At 44.9% G+C, this 17,532-nt stretch carries 15 protein-coding genes; 6 read left to right on the top strand and 9 right to left on the bottom strand.

All coding sequences use genetic code 11. The features are described 5' to 3' along the window. Nucleotides 1-28 precede the first annotated feature (28 nt). The 3 genes from IEX81_RS15485 to IEX81_RS15475 all read left to right on the top strand — a co-directional run bounded on the left by IEX81_RS15485 (nt 29) and on the right by IEX81_RS15475 (nt 2,538). Complete coding sequence (locus IEX81_RS15485; RefSeq protein ID WP_188804940.1) at nt 29-637, top strand: IS3 family transposase; 609 nt, start codon at nt 29-31, stop codon at nt 635-637. Further along, nucleotides 627-848: an IS3 family transposase gene (locus IEX81_RS16930; protein ID WP_188804938.1), complete on the top strand. Its 222-nt coding sequence runs from the start codon at nt 627-629 to the stop codon at nt 846-848. The genes IEX81_RS15485 and IEX81_RS16930 overlap by 11 nt, the downstream gene beginning before the upstream one ends. An 811-nt stretch (nt 849-1,659) precedes the next feature. Beyond that, a complete protein-coding gene (locus IEX81_RS15475) occupies nt 1,660-2,538 on the top strand; it encodes a DMT family transporter (protein ID WP_188804935.1) in 879 nt (292 codons plus the stop codon). Nucleotides 2,539-4,170: 1,632 nt separating this feature from the next. On the opposite strand, the gene IEX81_RS15470 is transcribed toward IEX81_RS15475, so the two are convergent. The 9 genes from IEX81_RS15470 to sigW form a co-directional block, all read right to left on the bottom strand. Beyond that, nucleotides 4,171-5,634, bottom strand: a complete 1,464-nt coding sequence (locus IEX81_RS15470; protein WP_188804933.1) for an Msr family ABC-F type ribosomal protection protein — start codon at nt 5,632-5,634, stop codon at nt 4,171-4,173. Continuing rightward, nucleotides 5,615-6,526, bottom strand: coding sequence for a putative RNA methyltransferase (locus IEX81_RS15465; RefSeq protein WP_188804932.1), 912 nt, complete (start codon nt 6,524-6,526; stop codon nt 5,615-5,617). The genes IEX81_RS15470 and IEX81_RS15465 overlap by 20 nt, the downstream gene beginning before the upstream one ends. Nucleotides 6,527-6,857: 331 nt before the next feature. Continuing rightward, nucleotides 6,858-6,902 (bottom strand): erythromycin resistance leader peptide, encoded by a 45-nt coding sequence (locus IEX81_RS16925; protein WP_127762567.1) that lies wholly within the window; start codon nt 6,900-6,902, stop codon nt 6,858-6,860. Between the two features lie 891 nt (nt 6,903-7,793). After that, nucleotides 7,794-9,599 carry a glutamine--fructose-6-phosphate transaminase (isomerizing) gene (gene glmS, locus IEX81_RS15455; RefSeq protein ID WP_188804930.1) on the bottom strand — a complete coding sequence of 602 codons (1,806 nt, stop codon included), beginning with the start codon at nt 9,597-9,599 and terminating at the stop codon, nt 7,794-7,796. A gap of 659 nt (nt 9,600-10,258) precedes the next feature. Next, nucleotides 10,259-11,617, bottom strand: a complete 1,359-nt coding sequence (gene glmM / locus IEX81_RS15450; protein WP_188804928.1) for a phosphoglucosamine mutase — start codon at nt 11,615-11,617, stop codon at nt 10,259-10,261. Between the two features lie 153 nt (nt 11,618-11,770). Further along, a complete protein-coding gene (locus IEX81_RS15445) occupies nt 11,771-13,051 on the bottom strand; it encodes a CdaR family protein (RefSeq protein WP_188804926.1) in 1,281 nt (426 codons plus the stop codon). Further along, nucleotides 13,044-13,874, bottom strand: coding sequence for a diadenylate cyclase CdaA (gene cdaA / locus IEX81_RS15440; protein ID WP_373292393.1), 831 nt, complete (start codon nt 13,872-13,874; stop codon nt 13,044-13,046). Before cdaA ends, IEX81_RS15445 begins: the two co-directional genes overlap by 8 nt. Nucleotides 13,875-14,106: 232 nt before the next feature. Then, nucleotides 14,107-14,505: an anti-sigma factor family protein gene (locus IEX81_RS15435; RefSeq protein WP_188804924.1), complete on the bottom strand. Its 399-nt coding sequence runs from the start codon at nt 14,503-14,505 to the stop codon at nt 14,107-14,109. Beyond that, nucleotides 14,505-15,080: an RNA polymerase sigma factor SigW gene (gene sigW / locus IEX81_RS15430; protein WP_188804922.1), complete on the bottom strand. Its 576-nt coding sequence runs from the start codon at nt 15,078-15,080 to the stop codon at nt 14,505-14,507. The genes IEX81_RS15435 and sigW overlap by 1 nt, the downstream gene beginning before the upstream one ends. A gap of 182 nt (nt 15,081-15,262) precedes the next feature. Between sigW and IEX81_RS15425 the strand changes: the two genes are divergently transcribed. From IEX81_RS15425 to IEX81_RS15415, 3 genes are all read left to right on the top strand, one after another. Further along, on the top strand, nt 15,263-15,415 hold the full coding sequence (locus IEX81_RS15425) for an aspartyl-phosphate phosphatase Spo0E family protein (RefSeq protein WP_188804920.1): 153 nt from the start codon (nt 15,263-15,265) through the stop codon (nt 15,413-15,415). 240 nt (nt 15,416-15,655) lie between these two features. Next, nucleotides 15,656-16,312 carry a TetR/AcrR family transcriptional regulator gene (locus IEX81_RS15420; protein WP_229727645.1) on the top strand — a complete coding sequence of 219 codons (657 nt, stop codon included), beginning with the start codon at nt 15,656-15,658 and terminating at the stop codon, nt 16,310-16,312. Beyond that, nucleotides 16,309-17,505, top strand: a complete 1,197-nt coding sequence (locus IEX81_RS15415; RefSeq protein WP_188804918.1) for an Acg family FMN-binding oxidoreductase — start codon at nt 16,309-16,311, stop codon at nt 17,503-17,505. Before IEX81_RS15420 ends, IEX81_RS15415 begins: the two co-directional genes overlap by 4 nt. Nucleotides 17,506-17,532 lie beyond the last annotated feature (27 nt).

Here is a 17,532-nt window from a genome sequence, read left to right as displayed (position 1 = left end):
GCACTACTCTCTGAGTGATATTTTTCAGGTGGTGAAGCTGCCAAAGAGTGTGTATTATTATGAACTTCATCGTCCACAGGCGGAGGAGGATGACCCAGTAACCTCCAAAATTAGGGCTATAAAACAGGAACATCCAGATTACGGTTATCGTCGTGTCCTGTTAGCTCTGAAAAATGAGCAGCACCTGACCGTGAATCATAAGAAAGTGCAACGCATTATGAAGGCGGAAGGTCTTCGGTCAACTGTCTATACCAAACGGATTCGTAAGTACAATTCATACAAGGGGACCGTTGGAAAAATCGCTAAGAATCGGCTCCATCGCCGTTTCATGACCGACCGGCCGTTTCAGAAGTTGGTGGCAGACGTATCAGAATTCCGATGGGGTCACAGAACGACCAAGGAACGCCTTTATCTTGAACCTGTGATGGATCTTTATTCCGATGAAATCCTATCCTTTACGATCAGTGACCATCCAACGGTAGCTTTTGCGCTCAAGCCGCTTCATGAGGCTCTGGAGCGTCTTCCCCGAGCATCACTATCGTACCTACGTCCATACAGATCAGGGGTTCCAATACCAGAATTATGCGTGGCGCAAAGAACTCAAATCGTATCGGGTCTATCAGAGTATGTCCCGTAAGGCCACCTGTTTAGACAATGCCCAGATGGAAAGTTTCTTTCATATTATGAAGGCTGAGACCGTTAATTCTCATGACTACCAGACACGGGCAGGGCTAAAGAAAGCTATGTGTGAATGGATTAAGTACTATAATAAATCCAGAATCAAAGAAAAACTCGGTGGTCTAAGTCCGATTGACTATCGGATTTCAACTACCGAGCAAGCAGCTTAAAAACTATGTCCAACTTTTAGGGTTCAGATCAAGGAAGGGTGTTACTTTCATTAATTTTTCAAAAGTATTACTCATAGAATCTATCCCCCTTCAACCGCAAAAGCAATTTAAATTTTATTTATAACAATTATACAACGAATGTTAAAATTTTCTGTTTTTTAACGAAAATTTTTTGTATAGCAACAATATCTCCGAAAACAGTCATAATTAGAAAAAGAATAGAAAGCAGGGAGTGAAGTGTGACGAATTAATCATCTGCCCTTGGGAATTTATGACTTTAAACAACTCCATTTTCCTTTGGAGGTTTCAAAGGGAGATAATAATGAAAATTATACGGCTATTGGTAAACCAGATTTAAGCTTAGAAAATCTTATTATTGCACGTGATACCATGGGAGCATTTGGAAGTCCGACAAGCGACGCCACAACGAACGATGGTTTCAGAAAGGACTGAGAAAGTCTTGCTGATCGTTTATGGTTTCGTAAATGATCAGCATGAGAAGGCTTTGGTCAATGACGTGGTTACCCTTTTTTCAATTATGTTCAGGCCAAGGATTTTAAATTCTGTAACTAGTCGGGCAGACATCTCATAGAGGGACGTTTTATAAGATGATGGACGATCGTAAATGATCAAAAAATAATTGGATACATGGTATAGTTATTTTCAATGACAAAAATACGAGGGGGTATAGAGCATGATTTATGCACCAGCAACTGAATGTGATGTTCCGGTTCTCCGATAATTTAACGGAGAATATTCTCCGTTAAATTCGTAATAAAACATTTATAAATTACGAAAACGGAGATAACAAATGAAAAAAAATAAGATTTTTGGAGCTTTATTTTTAAGCATTGCCGCCAGCATATGGGGCGGTATGTTTGTAGTGGTAAAAGTAGTGGTAGAATTTATTCCGCCCGTTGAACTGGTCTGGCTGCGTTACTTAATAGCTGTTATAGCTTTATTTGCTATTGGATGCTGGCAACATGTAGATTGGCGTGTGAAACGAAAAGACTTGCCATTAATCATTTTAATTGGTTTGATCGGTAATGCTTTATCTATTGTAACGCAAGAAGCTGGCACATGGCTGTCTTCCGCTCAACTAGGATCCGTAATTACAGCCGCGACCCCAACATTTATGATTTTATTTGCTTGGTGGCTGCTCAAAGAGCGATTAACTTGGATTAAAATAAGTTCAGTTGCCTTGGCAACGATTGGGGTACTCATGATTGTTGGGGTTCATGCGATCGGTATGGGAAAGTTGCTTGGTGCAGGTTTTTTAATGATCGCGGCGCTCACATGGGCCTTAATGTCGGTCTTGATCAAATTAGTTCCTAGCGATTACTCACCGATACAGGTGACAACCCTTGCAACAGCAACTGCTTTGGTTTGTCTATCGCCAGTTGTTTTTATTCAACGTTCTACTGTGCATTGGCATTATCTGATGCAACCAACAGTAATCTTTTGTCTTTTATATTTAGGTGTGATTTCAACGGCAGTCGCTTTTGTTATGTGGAACCGTGGTTTACAGTTAATGAATGCCGCCAGTTCTGGATTGTTTTTCGTGTTCCAACCCTTAGTTGGGACGCTATTAGGCTGGTTAATTTTAGGTGAAGCAATCGGTCTCGGTTTTTGGGCAGGTGTGATCTTAATCTCGGCCAGCATTTGGATAAATATCGGATATTCAGATTGATAGTTATTATGCCGGATTCTTCTTTTGATTTTCAAAATCTAGCGAACTTTCGGTTTGTACACCTGACTAGAAGGATGGATGATTTTTATATCCATCCTTTTTAGTGCGTAAAACAGTTCACAACGAACTATGCTATTGATAAATTCAAATAAAAAGTTGTTTACTCATGCTGACATACCAGTATTCAACCACAGATTTCATGACAAAAAAGTTCTTTACTGCCTTATAATTAAAGAAAATACACTGTTGCACAGTTGACGGACAATGCGCAACAGTTCGATCGAATTTAGAAAGCTGAACCCAATCAGGAGAAAGTCGAGCCAAAACGCGAAAAAGTCGAACCGAAATATTGAAAAGTAGAGCCGAATCCGGCAAATGTCGAACCGAAAATGAGAAGTTGAACCGAAACGGGAAGAAGTCGAACCGAAATATTGAAAAGTAGAACCGAATCCGGCAAATGTCGAACCAAAAATGAGAAGTTGAACCGAAACGGGAAGAAGTTGAACCGAACTATTGAAAAGTAGAACCGAATCTGGCAAAAGTCGAGCCGAAATTCAAATTGGACCAAGCTGAGTCAACATGACAAAAAAGTTCAGCCATTATATATTTTCAGATCTTTACTTCACTCCTATCGATTTTATGAACAGTTCGACATTACTATTTAGCTGTATTATAGTTCTTCCCTGCCCCTCCTCACTCTCTCATCCCCCTCAAACCCTTTCGGCTCTAAGCTCCACGCCCTCTTTTCCCCTTCTTTTTTCTGTTATTAAGTTCTTCCCCAGAATAGACGATTTTCCCCGTTTTCCATCTCTTTTTTCCGTTCTGGCTTGTATTGAATATTCTGACTATGTAAAAAGTTCTTCCCGGAATGGAGAGAATAAAAGTGAAGAGTAAAGATGGAATGTAACAATTTGAGGATGGAGTTACATTTAGGAACCCAACCGGATAGAGATTGAAAAATTCTACGGATTTATGTATTGAAAAGATGACTGAAACCCTTACGGGACAAGGGATTGGAGAGATATTGGGTTAAAAGAAAAAGACTGGACCCATTGGATCCAGCCTGAGTTTGTATTGATTTTGGTTTTAATCAAACGGTTAATTAACGGTTGAATAATCATTACATCCATGATGTTTGGCTGCCTGTACTCGCCCGTTTCCCTTCCGTTTCAGTACCAACTATGTGACAGTTGGGAAGAACTTTGTAACATGGAAACCAAGAAAGTTACAGGGAGATAACAGCTTAAAAGAGACAACTGGAGCTGTACATAAATGGACGGTGGATGACATAAATGATGTAGATAAATTAGATTCCAAACTTACCCGGGTTGCCTGCTTATCCGTTTTTAAATCAAAAAATATTCATAAACTTCCTTTAAAAACCCGCTTTCTTTATTCCACTATGGGTATGATTCCAAGTTTCAGAAACATGATACGTTTGCTTTTGTATAAGTTTTAAGTACCTTCTGGAATGGGAACTTTACGAAAGGGCACCCATTTTATATCGTAAGAAACTCAACAGGATTAGACTGATGTAACCAGAGCCCTTATTGGACAAAGAATTGATGTATTATTGAACACAAAAAAAGGAAGCAGGATAAAGAAATAGAGTTACCCTGCCTCCTTAACGCTTCAGCTCTTTAATACAAGTTTTTTATCTTCTATGGCATAAACACAATCAGCCACTTTATCAATAAAAATACGGTCATGTGTTACAAGGAGAACCGTCCCCTCATACGCTTTTATAAATTGTTCCAATGCTTCTATACAGAAAACATCCAAAAAATTTGTGGGCTCATCTAAAATAAGAATATTGTATGTTCCTAAGAAAAGCTGACATAATACTAGGCGAATAGCCTCTCCACCGCTTAAATTAAGGACACTCTTTGTTAAGTCATTTCCTATAAAACTCATGGAATGCAGGACAGAACGAATTTTACTCTCATCATAGTCACTTCTATCCTTCATAAATTCCAGTACGGTTTCATTTTTGGTAAACTGATAATTCATTTGTTCATAGACTCCAATAACAGCTTTAGGGGAAATAGTTATTCCTTCACCCCTTTGTAAGATATGGCGAAGCAAAGTTGTTTTACCTGAACCGTTTTTTCCTGTAATGGCGATTTTCTTACCTAATGGGAACTGGAAGCTCGCCTCTTCAAGAAGTGTCTTCTCCCCTGCTTTTAGTGTTAATAATTCTGCCATGATTGGAAACTTATTGCGTAATTGAAGAGCACTAGGCTGATGGAATCGAATGATTTGCTCCTCTTTTGGGGCTTCTGCCACTTCAAGTTGTTCCACTCTTTGTTCTATCGCTTTTGCAGCCCGCTCTACTGCCTTTTGACTTGTATCCTTGGATTTCGTCATAAACATCTTATTCGCCTTTGCCTTTGTTTCCTTTTTGGACATACGCCCATTTGCTTCTGTGATTTTTTTAGCCTTCTTCATTTTTTCTTCTGCAGCTTTCATAAGACGTGATTTCTCTTTGAGATACTTATCATGTTGTTCTTGTTGCTGTCTCTTTTGAAGCTCTTTTTGGGCCACATAATCCGAATAATTGCCAGTATACTCGGTTACAATTCCATCTTGCACTTCCCAAATCTTCGTCACAAGTTTATCCAATACATACCGGTCGTGACTCACAATTATTAAAGCACCATAATAGTAAGTCAATTCCTTGATGAAAAATTGGATACCTTCTGCATCAAGATGGGTAGTTGGCTCATCAATTAATAATCCCTCAAGATAGTTTGAGAAAATTTGGGCTAATTTCAGCCTTGTCTGTTCACCACCACTAAAGTTTTCTATTTCCGTATCTGGAACAGACAGCTTCCCTTTAAGTTCGTAATCTATCTCGGTCTTTTGAGGAGTTGTTAGTTGATCAAAAAAACCAAAATCCACGAAATGTTTCACATGGCCTTTATCTGGCTTAATTTGACCATTCATGAGTTTCAGAAGGGTACTCTTACCCGCACCATTTTTCCCCACAATACCAATCCGATCAAACTGGTACACGGTGAGCTTAGGAATGTTTAATATGACTCTATCTAAAAATGAAAGTTCAATATTGTCCAATTCAATACATACATTTTCCATACTCTCTGCCTCCTTTCGTCAGCTTATTTATCCCTACTAAAATATCTAAATCAATGGTAATCTCAGAAGTATCTTGATTTGTAAAGTGATCAATATGTTCCTTTTTTGAGTTCCAGGCAAGTGGAGACATTTGAGCTAAATTCGTTAACTCTGTTTGGGTTAATTCTTGAGTATATCTGAGGTTGAAAATATCAACCAGATGGAAATGCTTTTTAAAAAGCGATACTGTTTCATCATTTTTATAAGACTTTTTATCTGTATCATCAAATAGTGTTTCTCGTAATTCTTTTAGATAATTAGAACGAGGAACAACCTTAATAACAAGACCATCTGGAACTAAAATCCTTCTGAAATCCTTATAATTTGCTGGTGATAGGATATTCAAAATAACCTGACATGATTGAACCGCTAATGGTGAATTTGCTAAATCGCCGACAAGCCAGATGGAATCTTTGTAATTACTCGCTGCCATTCTTATGCCTTCCTTTGAAATATCAATACCAACTCCTATCACCGTTTCATTGTTACATTCATCTAAAATCCTTTGTAAATGGGAACCTTCTCCACAACCAGCATCCAGAATCAAGATTTCCTCATTAATAGCATTCATATGTTCATTAATAACTTCTGAAATCTTCTCATGCAGCAGGACGTGAAGGCCACTTTCCATAATGATTTGATGCCTTGCTTTAAATAATTCTCTGTTGTAATGGCTATTTGTTGAACGAGTCAGCATGTTTACATATCCTTGTTTCGCAAAATCAAATGTATGATTGTTCAAGCAGACAAGACTTTTTAAATGAGTAACCTTCATTGGACTTTTACAAATTGGACAACTAAATACATGAACATATTTATTAACTAACTCAGCACTTTTTTCTTTACTTGTCATGGTTGCTCTTCCTTTCAAATAAAAAAATCACAAGCATCTGCCTGTGACTTGGGAGTAAAGGGAAAGAGACCCGTCCTTATTTTATTAGGTGCTGTAAGTAGACGACAGCAAATAAACCCACCTTTGGCAAGACCAAAGAAAGGTTAAACTAGACAAAAATAAAGAAAGGCAGAATAAGCCGCCTTTCTAAACATTACATATTTTAACCAAAGTATCGTCATTTATGGATACAGTAAATGACAATACTTCATATGAAATGAAGATTATTAAAAAAGGACAGACTAATCCCGTTTACTCTGCATGGACAAACAGAGCCTTTGAACATATTCAATTACTTGTTCAAAGTTGGGAATCGTAGTCTCATAAAATGTGTCATTTTTTAATAATCCTCCTAAAATTTATAGGTACATTTTTTATTATAGATGTGAAAGTAGATTAAGTAAAGGTGGAAATTTCCTCCATTAATTGGGCGAAAAAGTCTGAACCTGTATTGGATTCAGCCAAGAATTGAATTGATTTTGTATTTAAACAAACGTTGGATTGACGATTGAATAATAGTTTCAAACACAATGTTGTTGCTGTTTATGTTTCCTTCAGTTCCAATGCAGACCATGTGACACATAGATCCGTTGTTTTACGTTGAGAGTGAATAAATAACATATTTATTTTTCGAGAAACTAGCCACCTCCATCTACTATGTCCCCATAAAAAAATTCCTTTCCACCGTCCCTTCCCCCTCTAATCCCCCTCAGCCCCTTCTCTCCCAAGGGCTCATGCCCTCTCCTGCTCCTTATCCATTTCTCGTTATAAAAAAATTACATTCCAGCCTTTTTACCGATTTTCGCTCGTTTATGTAACGATTCTTCACTGATTTAGATAAAAAAATTACGTTCCAGAGTGGAAAGTATCTGAACGAAAAATGGAGGGTTCATTGGATCAAAAATGTGAGGAAAAACACCGAAAAGGATACCGAATCTATAGAGTGTGAAACCCAACTGAAAAAGAACCGAAGGTGCTTAAACCCTTACGGAACAAGGATTGAAGGAGGATTGGATGAACCAAACCGATTGGATGAGGATTGAATTTTGATTGAATACTTGCTGCCACTTTTACTCATTTTTGAGTAAAAAAAATCCGAAGGAAAACCGGAAAAGAACCGGAAAATCCTTCGGATAAGGAACATTATTTTTTTCTCTGGAACCTTATTTTTATCTAAGGAACGTTAATTTTTTATAGAGACAACACCATGTGGGTGCCTCTCTATTTTTTATTCCACCGTCACCGATTTGGCGAGGTTTCTTGGTTTATCGACATCGCATTCGTGCTGCAGGGCCGCGTAATAGGCGATCAGCTGCAGAGGAATGGCTGAAACAAGTGGTGTAAAGGATTTGTGCACTTTAGGAAGCACGATTTTGTCGCCGGGCTGAGCGGTCACGCCCTCCATGCTGATGATGGCGGTATGGGCGCCGCGGGCCGTGACTTCTTGGACATTGTTGCGGATGCTGTTATTGACGTTTTCCTGGGTGGCGAAGGCGAGAACCGGCGTGCCGTCTTCGATCAGCGCGATCGTGCCGTGTTTGAGTTCACCGCCGGCAAAGCCCTCCGCCTGGATGTAGGAAATTTCCTTCAGCTTCAGAGCAGCCTCCATGCAGACGTAGTAATCGAGGCCGCGCCCGATATAGAAAGCGTTGCGCGTCACCGACAGGTAATCGCAGGCGGCTTCCTTTAGCAGCGCTTTTTCATCAATCATACGCTCCATCGCCTGGGCGACGAGACTCAGCTCGTGAACCGGATCAAAATCAAGCTTGATACCTTTGCCCTGCGCAACGGCAACCGCAATGAAGGACAGGACCGCCATCTGAGCCGTGTAGGCCTTCGTCGAAGCGACGGCAATTTCCGGTCCGGCGAAGAGCAGCATCTTGTAATCCGCTTCGCGGTAAAGCGTCGAGCCTTCGACATTGGTCAGTGTCAGCGTCGGATAGCCCAGTTTCTTCACCTTGACGAGCACCGCGCGGCTGTCGGCCGTCTCGCCGCTCTGCGAGATGAAGATGAACAGCGGCTTTTTCGAAAGAAGCGGCATATTATAGGAAAATTCGCTTGAAATATGCACTTCGGTCGGAATCTGAGCGATTTGCTCGATCAGCTGTCTACCGACCAGTCCGGCGTGATAGCTTGTGCCGCAGGCGATAATGTAGAGCCGGTCCGCTTCGCTAATCGCCCGGGTAATGGCCGGATCGATCGCGATCGATCCGGTTTTTCCCTTGTATTCCTGAAGCAGCCTTCTCAGCACGGCCGGCTGTTCGTCAATTTCTTTCAGCATGTAATGCGGATAGGCGCCCTTTTCCGTATCGCGGGCATCAAATGAAACGGTGTACGGCTCTCGGTTTTTCACATTCCCATCGAGATCCTTGATCACATATCCGTTTCGCGACAGCAGGACAATTTCTTCATCCATCAGTTCGACATAGCGTTTGGTTTGCTGAATCATCGCCGTCGCGTCGCTCGCCACGACGTTGAACCCATCGCCTATGCCGATCAGAAGCGGGCTCTTGTTTTTCCCGACGTAGATAACATCGCTGTTTTCCGCATCAAGCATCGCGATCCCATAGGAACCGTCAACCAGTTTCAGCGTTTTCCGCAGTGCTTCTTCCACTTCGAGACCGCCGTCCACAAAATGTTCGATCAGCTGAACAACGACTTCTGTGTCCGTATCACTTTTCAAAGAGACCTTTCCGAGATACTGATCCCTTAGTTGAGCGTAGTTTTCAATGACGCCGTTGTGAACGATGGTAAATCGTCCGGAAGCGCTCTGGTGCGGATGCGCGTTGCGCCTGTTCGGCTCGCCGTGTGTCGCCCAGCGTGTGTGTCCGATGCCCTGAGTTGCTTGAATTTCCGGATCAACAATGCTCCGAAGCGCCGCGATCCGGCCCTTTTCTTTAAAAATATGGACGCCGCCCGCATTCTGAAGCGCAATGCCCGCCGAATCATAGCCGCGATATTCCAGATTGCTGAGTCCGTTCAACAAAATATCACGTGCATCCTCATTGCCAATATAACCAACTATACCACACATTGGATTCCCCTCCATGTGAGGCAAGAAAGCGTTCTGGGGCAATCTTGCCCCACTTGTTTTTTTGTCGTATTGAATGCTTGCTATCCGGCCTCTGTCCAGAAAGTTGCCTTCCTGTTTTGTACGCGGATTAACGGTGCAAGCTTTTCCGAGAGGCATCCGCCGAGTCTTTCGATAAACCTCTTCCTCGTCAACTATTCCAACCGTTCATCGTTTTCAGGAATAGTCCAGGCGCTTTATATTTAGTTCGTCCACCCTCTCTTTCCCTTCCCGAGTCAAACCTTTCGGCCATTTGGCCGCACTGAAATTCTACTTAAAAAATATATATCTGTCAACAGACTTTCATGCAGAGTTTCTCTTCAGCAAGACTGCAAATCCGGTGCCCCTCCGGCCGGATCCTTATCCTTTTACTGATTTTGCATACTACTAAATTATTCAGACCGGTCATTCTCCGTGCCGTGCGGACATACCCATATATTATAAAATGGCTTTGTTAAACTTGCCTGTTGATTTTCGCTCTATGTGCTCGCTTTCCGCGGGCCTCCTCGCTCAGGTACTTCGCGCGGGGTCTTGCCTGGCTCGCTGTTCCCTCAGAAGTGCCGCTCCTTCCGCTCCAATCAACAGAGTAGAAAAATCAACATTGAGCTTTATAAAATAAAAAATCAGCCCTGAATCTTGCCGCCAATCTCTTTTTCAACAGTCTGAGCGATACGGCTGACATAAGCGTCGCACGCATCTTCGGTCGGCGCCTCCGCCATGATCCGTACGAGTGATTCGGTTCCCGACGGGCGGACGAGCACGCGGCCGTCACCTGCCATCGCCGTCTCCACTTCGCGAATGACCTGGCTGACCGCGGGATTGTCGGTGACATGGAATTTATCGGCCACCCGAATGTTTACCAGCTTCTGTGGATAGGTTTTGATACCGGTGGCCAGTTCGGACAGCTTCTTTCCGGTCGCCTTCATGATGCTGACGAGCTGCAGTGCGGACAACATGCCGTCGCCTGTCGTCGAATGGTTGAGAAAAATAATATGCCCCGACTGCTCGCCGCCCAGTGCATAGCCGCCCGCGCGCATCTCCTCCATAACATAGCGGTCCCCGACTTGGGTCTGCTTTGTTTCAATCTTCGCCGCTTCCAGAGCTTTATACAGGCCCAGATTGCTCATCACCGTTGTCACGAGTGTGTTTTTGCTTAATTGGCCCTTGGATTTTAAGTAAGTGGCACAGATGTACATAATTTTATCTCCGTCGACGATGTTTCCCAGTTCGTCGACAGCGATCAGGCGGTCGCCGTCTCCGTCAAAGGCCAGGCCGCAGTCGAGCCCTTTTTCCACAACGAGAGCTGCGAGTGCATCCGGGTGCGTCGAGCCGACCCCGTCATTAATATTTTTTCCGTTCGGCGATGTGCCGATGGTGACAATATCCGTCTCAAGATCAGCGAACAGGTGCGGAGCGAGTGCGCTGGTCGATCCGTTGGCGCAGTCGAGCGCAAGGCTTATCTCTGAAAAATCGTCATCCTGAATCGTCTGTTTCAGGAACTGTAGGTATTTCTGGCTTCCTTCAAAATAGTCGCTGGCCGTGCCGAGATCGCCGCCAATCGGCCGCGGGAGATCATCCGTATTCTTTGCAAGCAGCGCTTCGATGGTTTCTTCCACTTCATCGCTCAGCTTGAAACCGTCGCTGCCGAAAAACTTGATGCCGTTGTCGGCAACCGGATTGTGCGATGCAGAAATCATGATGCCCGCGCTGGCGTCCATTGCTTTCGTCAGATAGGCAACGCCCGGAGTCGAGATCACCCCGAGACGCATGACCTCGACGCCGATCGACAATAATCCGGCGATCAGGGCCCCCTCAAGCATGTAGCCCGAAATTCTTGTGTCGCGCCCTACCATGACTTTCGGATGCTCCGTTGTTTTCGTCAGAGCGTAGCCGCCCGTGCGTCCAAGCTTGAACGCCAGCTCGGGGGTCAGGTCCTGATTCGCGATACCCCTTACTCCATCTGTACCAAAATACTTTGCCATTTCAATCGCTCCTATCTTTTCCACTCGTCCAAATTCGTCTCTGTCTTGAGAAATCCGTTTAAGAAAACCTGATTGCGGCAAACCATGAAGCCCACACAGGCATTCAGCAGGCGCTGATTGTCTCTCGGGGCCTCATGCTATCGCTTGCCGGAGCTAACTGATGTTGACGCCGACGCTTCCGGGAGATGCCTGAGCGGTCAGCCCGTTCGGAACCGTGATATTTACCGTGACCTGATGCTGGCCCGTGCCCAGTCCCGTAAGATCAACACTGGCCTGTATATCGTTTGCCGTCAAATTATTGAGGTCCTGAGAATTTCCCGTAACCGAAACATTGACGTTATTCGCTGAAGTGAACGTTGCATTCCGGCCGGAACCAAGTCCCGTTACCGTAACGGGAACCGCCTGAAAATTCCTTGTCCCCATCTGGCCGCTTGTCCCGGCAGCAGCCGAACTGGCGCTGCTCCCGCCGCCTGCCGAAGTTGCTTTTACAATATGTACCGTCACATTAACCTTGCCTGGCGAAACCTGAGTCGCGCCGGCAGGAACCGGTACATTGACCGAGAATGTTTTATCGGACGTCAGTCCGTCGACAGGGACGGAAAGCGGCGGAATGCCGGTGATCGTATTCAACGCGTTCCCATCGTGCGCGATGACATTGACCGTATTTGCCGACAAATCAATTGAACCGACTTGATAGCCCGCCGCTGGCGTGCCGGTCGTCACCGCCTGTATGCTCAATTGTTTGGATACCCGGGTCACCGGCACCTGCACGTGAACAGCGGACGGTTCAATGGACACATCGACCTCGCTTCCAGTACTATCATATGCATGCAGTGCAATCATTTTGTCAACGGTTGCATTGGCACCTTTGACGCTGATCACTCCCTTGATAAAAGCAATTGAGTTAATCGTGCTCTCTCCACCGGTTACGGTGACGGCCTTTGGATCGATTACTGGATCGCCGACAAGGAATCCGGCGCCAACTGTGCTCTTATCTAATATGTCAACAGCTACCGGGAGCTCTTTGCTCGTCTTTTTCTGTACGGTGACCCTTACCGTTCCCGGAACGGGTGTCACTTTCAGACCGGTCGGGAAGCCCTGTGTCTGGACCTGAACGTCATAAGTGCCGGGTCTCATGTTCACTAGATTGATGAAAGCGCTTTTCCCCGTCAGCAATCTCGCCTTCAGAATGAGATCATTCGATCCGCTCAAACGAAGGCTTACAGACTGCGGTGCACCGCTGACCACATATTGATTTGAGTTGTAACGGACATCCAGTTTTTCCGTAACAATCATCTGCTGCGTCTGATTTATTATAACGCTTGATGGTGAAGGAGAGGGATTCTGGCCTGCATTCACAATGGCATAGAGCATCAGCGCTGTAACAAAGGAGATAATCTTGACCAGCCAGTTTTTGCGCAGTAGTTTATCCATGGTGCTTCCCTCTCCAATTCCATCTTAAAGAACCGTTGTTCTTCTCAGATTTGTTTAGTTCAGTCTGCAGGATTTCTGCCAGCCGTTCTTCCGGGATGTCACGGAACATTTCGCCGTTTTTCGTGACTGTGATTCCGCCTGTTTCCTCCGAAACAACCACGGTCAGGGAGTCGGTGACCTCACTGACTCCCATTGCCGCGCGATGCCTTGTCCCAAGTTCTTTTGATATGAAAGGACTTTCGGAAAGCGGCAAATAGCATGCCGCCGCCACCACCTCATTGCCCCGGATAATCACCGCACCATCATGAAGCGGCGTGTTTGGAATGAAAATGTTAATCAGCAATTGGGAGGTCAGATTACCATGCAGGGGGATGCCTGTTTCAATGTAATCATTAAGCCCCGTTTTCCGTTCTATGGACATTAGCGCTCCAATGCGGCGCTTTGCCATATATGAAGACGCCTTGACAATCGCATCGGTCATCTGCTTATGCTGTTCCTCGACAATCGTTCCTCGTGAAAAAAGCCGGCCCCGCCCGAGCTGTTCGAGCACACGCCGCAGTTCAGGCTGAAAAATCACGATAATCGCAAACAATCCGTATGTAATGGCGTTGTTCAGGATCCACTCGAGTGTCTTTAGCTGAAACAAGCTGCTCAGAAACCAGACGCCGACAATAACTAATATACCCTTCGCAAGCTGAACGGCCTTTGTGCCCCGGATAATCAGGATGACTTTATAGATCAGATAGGTAACGATTAAGATATCAATGATATCCGTCAGGTAATTTAAAATGTTGAAATGAGCCAACCAAGACATGGCTTTCATCCTCCAAACAGCCGCTCGTTTTCTATTATTAAAATAACCTTGCTCCCGTGTGAAGTCCCGCTTCACAATGAATCATAGCATAGATGGCATATCGTGAACGACCCCACTGCCGCCGTCTGTTCTGTACATTTTTTTATTCTATGCCATTCGCCATAAAAAATGAGAAGCCTGTCTCTTCCGGGCAGCGAAGTAGCCGGCGCACCGGGCTTGTATTCGCCGTTTTTTATCAGTATCAGGAACGGTTTTCAGGCATTTTAAGCAGTATAAACTGGCCGTTTCCATTTTTATCCCGATAAACGGTCTGACGCCTCGCCGCGATCATCATAAGCGACATGGGGAGCGCGCAGATCGCCATCGCCGCGTACAGCGGATGGCGGCTTACCCAGTTCCGAACCGCATGGCGATTATCTGCAGGAAGTTTATCAAGAACATTTTTCGTAAAGTTTAACGGTGCTTGTGGGTGGACCAGTCGGTTGAGCAGATCTGCCGACTGCCGTAATTCATGAAAGTGGACGCGGCAGCTGCTGCAGTCAGCGATGTGGGCATCAAGCAAGCGCTGCTCTTCTTTTGTCGCTTCTTCATCCAGCACTTTATTCATTAAAGACACAAACTTTTTATGTGCATCGCTCATCACTTTTCACCTCTGAAAGCAGCCATATGTTTTCTCAGCATTTCACGGCCGCGATGAATTCTTGTTTTCACCGTTCCGACAGGAATCCCCATGATCTCACTGATTTCTTTCAGACTGAGATCTTCAATATATTTCAGAATAACAGCCGAGCGATACTTTTCAGGAAGAAGACTGATCTCGTGTTGGATAATTTTTTCCATCTCGGCACGGACAATCTGCTCATCGGGCATGGTTTCCCCGCCGCTCAGCAGTTCCTTCAGCGCGAGTCCCTCAGCTCCCGGCAATTCGGCATCCAGCGAGACACTCGGTTTTTTCCTCCGCAATGAATCAATCGAGAGATTGGTCGCGATCCGGAAAAGCCACGTCGAAAAGTTGCGGTCATTGTCAAATTGATCAATATGTTTATATGCCCGGATAAATGTTTCCTGGGACAGATCCTCAGCTTCCTGCCGGTTGCCGACCATCCTCAGGCAAATCGCGAACACACTGTTTTTATATCTGTCGACGAGTTCTGCAAAGGCTTGATGGTCGCCTTTTTTAACCCTCCTGATCAGTCGTTTCTCTTTCTGCTCCATCTTAACCTCTCTTTTGCATTAATATGTCATACGAAAGAACACCGAGTCAAGTTTCATAAATGAAACGGAGCCGGCACCCCGGCGGCTGTCCGGGACAACTCAGAAAAACCGACATTGTTTGTTTTATTTTTCAAATTAATGGGTATTTTAATACAACTAAGACAAAATATGGAGGCGAGCCAATGAACAGAAAGGATCTCAGTAAGAAAATCGAAAAGTTGCGCGACCAACTTGTCCTTACCGCTGTTGAAGAACCGCTGTCTTCACCGAAAATTCAGCACATGAGCCGCCGCCTTGACAAGTTATTGAATAAATACGAGCAATTACTCAGATAATTGTATTTCGAGAGAGCGCGGCCGGCCGTGCTCTCTTTAATTTTGTGAACAAATCGGACATATAATTTTTGGTTACTATTTATTACTCAAATTATACCATAATAAAAAAGAACGGATATGGCCATCTTCGGCACGTCATGGCATTCATTCCGGTATTGACAGGCCAGCCGATTTATTGAACAATAAAGTAAACTGACAGTTTACTTTATTGTTCAATCATCGCTATCGGAGGTGCTGCCCTTGAACCCCGGAGAGGGAAAAACGATGCGCAGGAATAAAATAATCAACGCCGCCGAAAAACTCTTTTTTTCAAAAGGGTATGAGCGGTCAACAATGGACGACATTGCCCGTGAAGCGCACTTCAGCAAGCGCACTGTCTACGCCTATTTCAACAGTAAAGAACAGCTTCATTTCGAAGTGATGATCCGGGGATACAGGCAGCTCATCGCAATGCTGAAAAAGGAAGGAAAAAAAACGAACGACCGTCCTGCCGATGGCAGACTCGAGCAGATGGCGGACACCTTCTACCAATTCAGCACGGATTTCCCGGATTATTTTGCCGCTATCTTTTCATATGAAAACGGGGAGAGCGATTTTCAAAAGGGGATCCCGGATCAGTCAAGAGAAGAGTGCTACAAGCTTGGTGAAGACATTTTCGGCATGTTAACCGGGCTGCTCAGGGAAGGTCAGGAAGAAGGAATCTTCAGAAATGATCTTGACCCTGTGAAAACGGCGATTGTCCTGTGGTCCTGCATGGTCGGCGTGTTCCATACGTCAAAGGTTAAAGCCAACTATTTTCAAAATTACCATCACACATCATCTAAAGACCTTTTTTCCGGCGCTTTTCAGATGATGATCCGTTCCATTCAAAACGAAGGCGGGGGTTCTCCTGAATGAAGAAAAAAGGGGTTAAAAAAACAGTGCTTATCATTCTTTGCAGTCTGGGCGCCGTCATCTTAGCGGCATTCCTTTCTCTTTTCCTGATCAGCGGGATTTTTGTTCCTAAGAATTATCTTGAGCCGTGGGATAAAAATTATGCCCAAAAATTTGAAGATCCGCGCATTCAACTGGCGGCACACGGACTTCTTGCGGCAAACGGGCACAATATGCAGCCGTGGAAAATTCAGCTTGATAAAAATGACCCGAGAGTTTTTTACCTCTATGCCGACAGCAGCCGGATGACAAACGAAGTCGACCCTTATTCGCGCCAGATGATGGTGACTCAGGGGACCTTTTTGGACTACGTGCAAGTCGCCGGCGAGAAGATCGGTTACCGGACCGATATATCCTTGTTCCCGAACGGAGTATATAATGAAAAAAACCTCCGGGGAAGCATGGATACGAAACCGGTCGCCAAAATCACGCTCAGGAAGACCGGCCCGTTGCAGAGTCCTCTCTATAACGCCCTGTTCGTCCCGGATACAAACAGGGGACCTTATAAGCCGGACGCTCTGACCGCCGCACAGATCAGCCGGCTTGATAGCCTTTCAGAACCGGGCCTGTCGGTGAAGATTTACCAAGATAAAGCGGACGTCAGCAGATTGGACGATTATGCAATGAAAGGCGCTGTCGTTGAATCCGGTGTTCAGCGGGTTATGGATGAGTCAGCCAGGATTTTCCGGGCCAACGAGTATCAAAAAAATAAGTACCGCTATGGATTTTCTGTTGAGGGGCAGGGCACATCCGGAATCATGGTTCACCTGCTTCAAGGACTTGTCACGCTTTTTCCTTCCATGAACAGCGGAAAGGCGGCGTCGGACCTCTTCGTCAAGTCGACCCAGGCATCGGTCGACAGCACACCGGCGTACGTTATGATTCAGACGAAAGATAACAGCCGCAAGAGCCAGGTGAAGAGCGGCATGCTTTACAGCCGGTTAATTCTTGAAGCCAATCATTTAGGTCTCGCTGTTCAGCCGCTTAGTCAGGTTCTGGAAGAATATCCTGAGATGAGACAGCTTTACAACGGCATACACCGTGACTATGCGCCGGACGGAGGTACCATCCAAATGCTCGTCCGCATCGGAAAACCTGTTCAGAATGTACCGCAGACCATGCGCCGCGATGTTATGGATCTGATCATGAAAAACTGATTCAATGCCCGATCAGCCGGGACATTT

Source organism: Sporolactobacillus putidus (genome assembly GCF_014647035.1).
Classification (GTDB): Bacteria; Bacillota; Bacilli; order Bacillales; family Sporolactobacillaceae; genus Sporolactobacillus; species Sporolactobacillus putidus.
The sequence above is the reverse complement of the archived record's forward strand: the minus strand, read 5'-3'. Positions and strand labels throughout refer to the sequence as shown.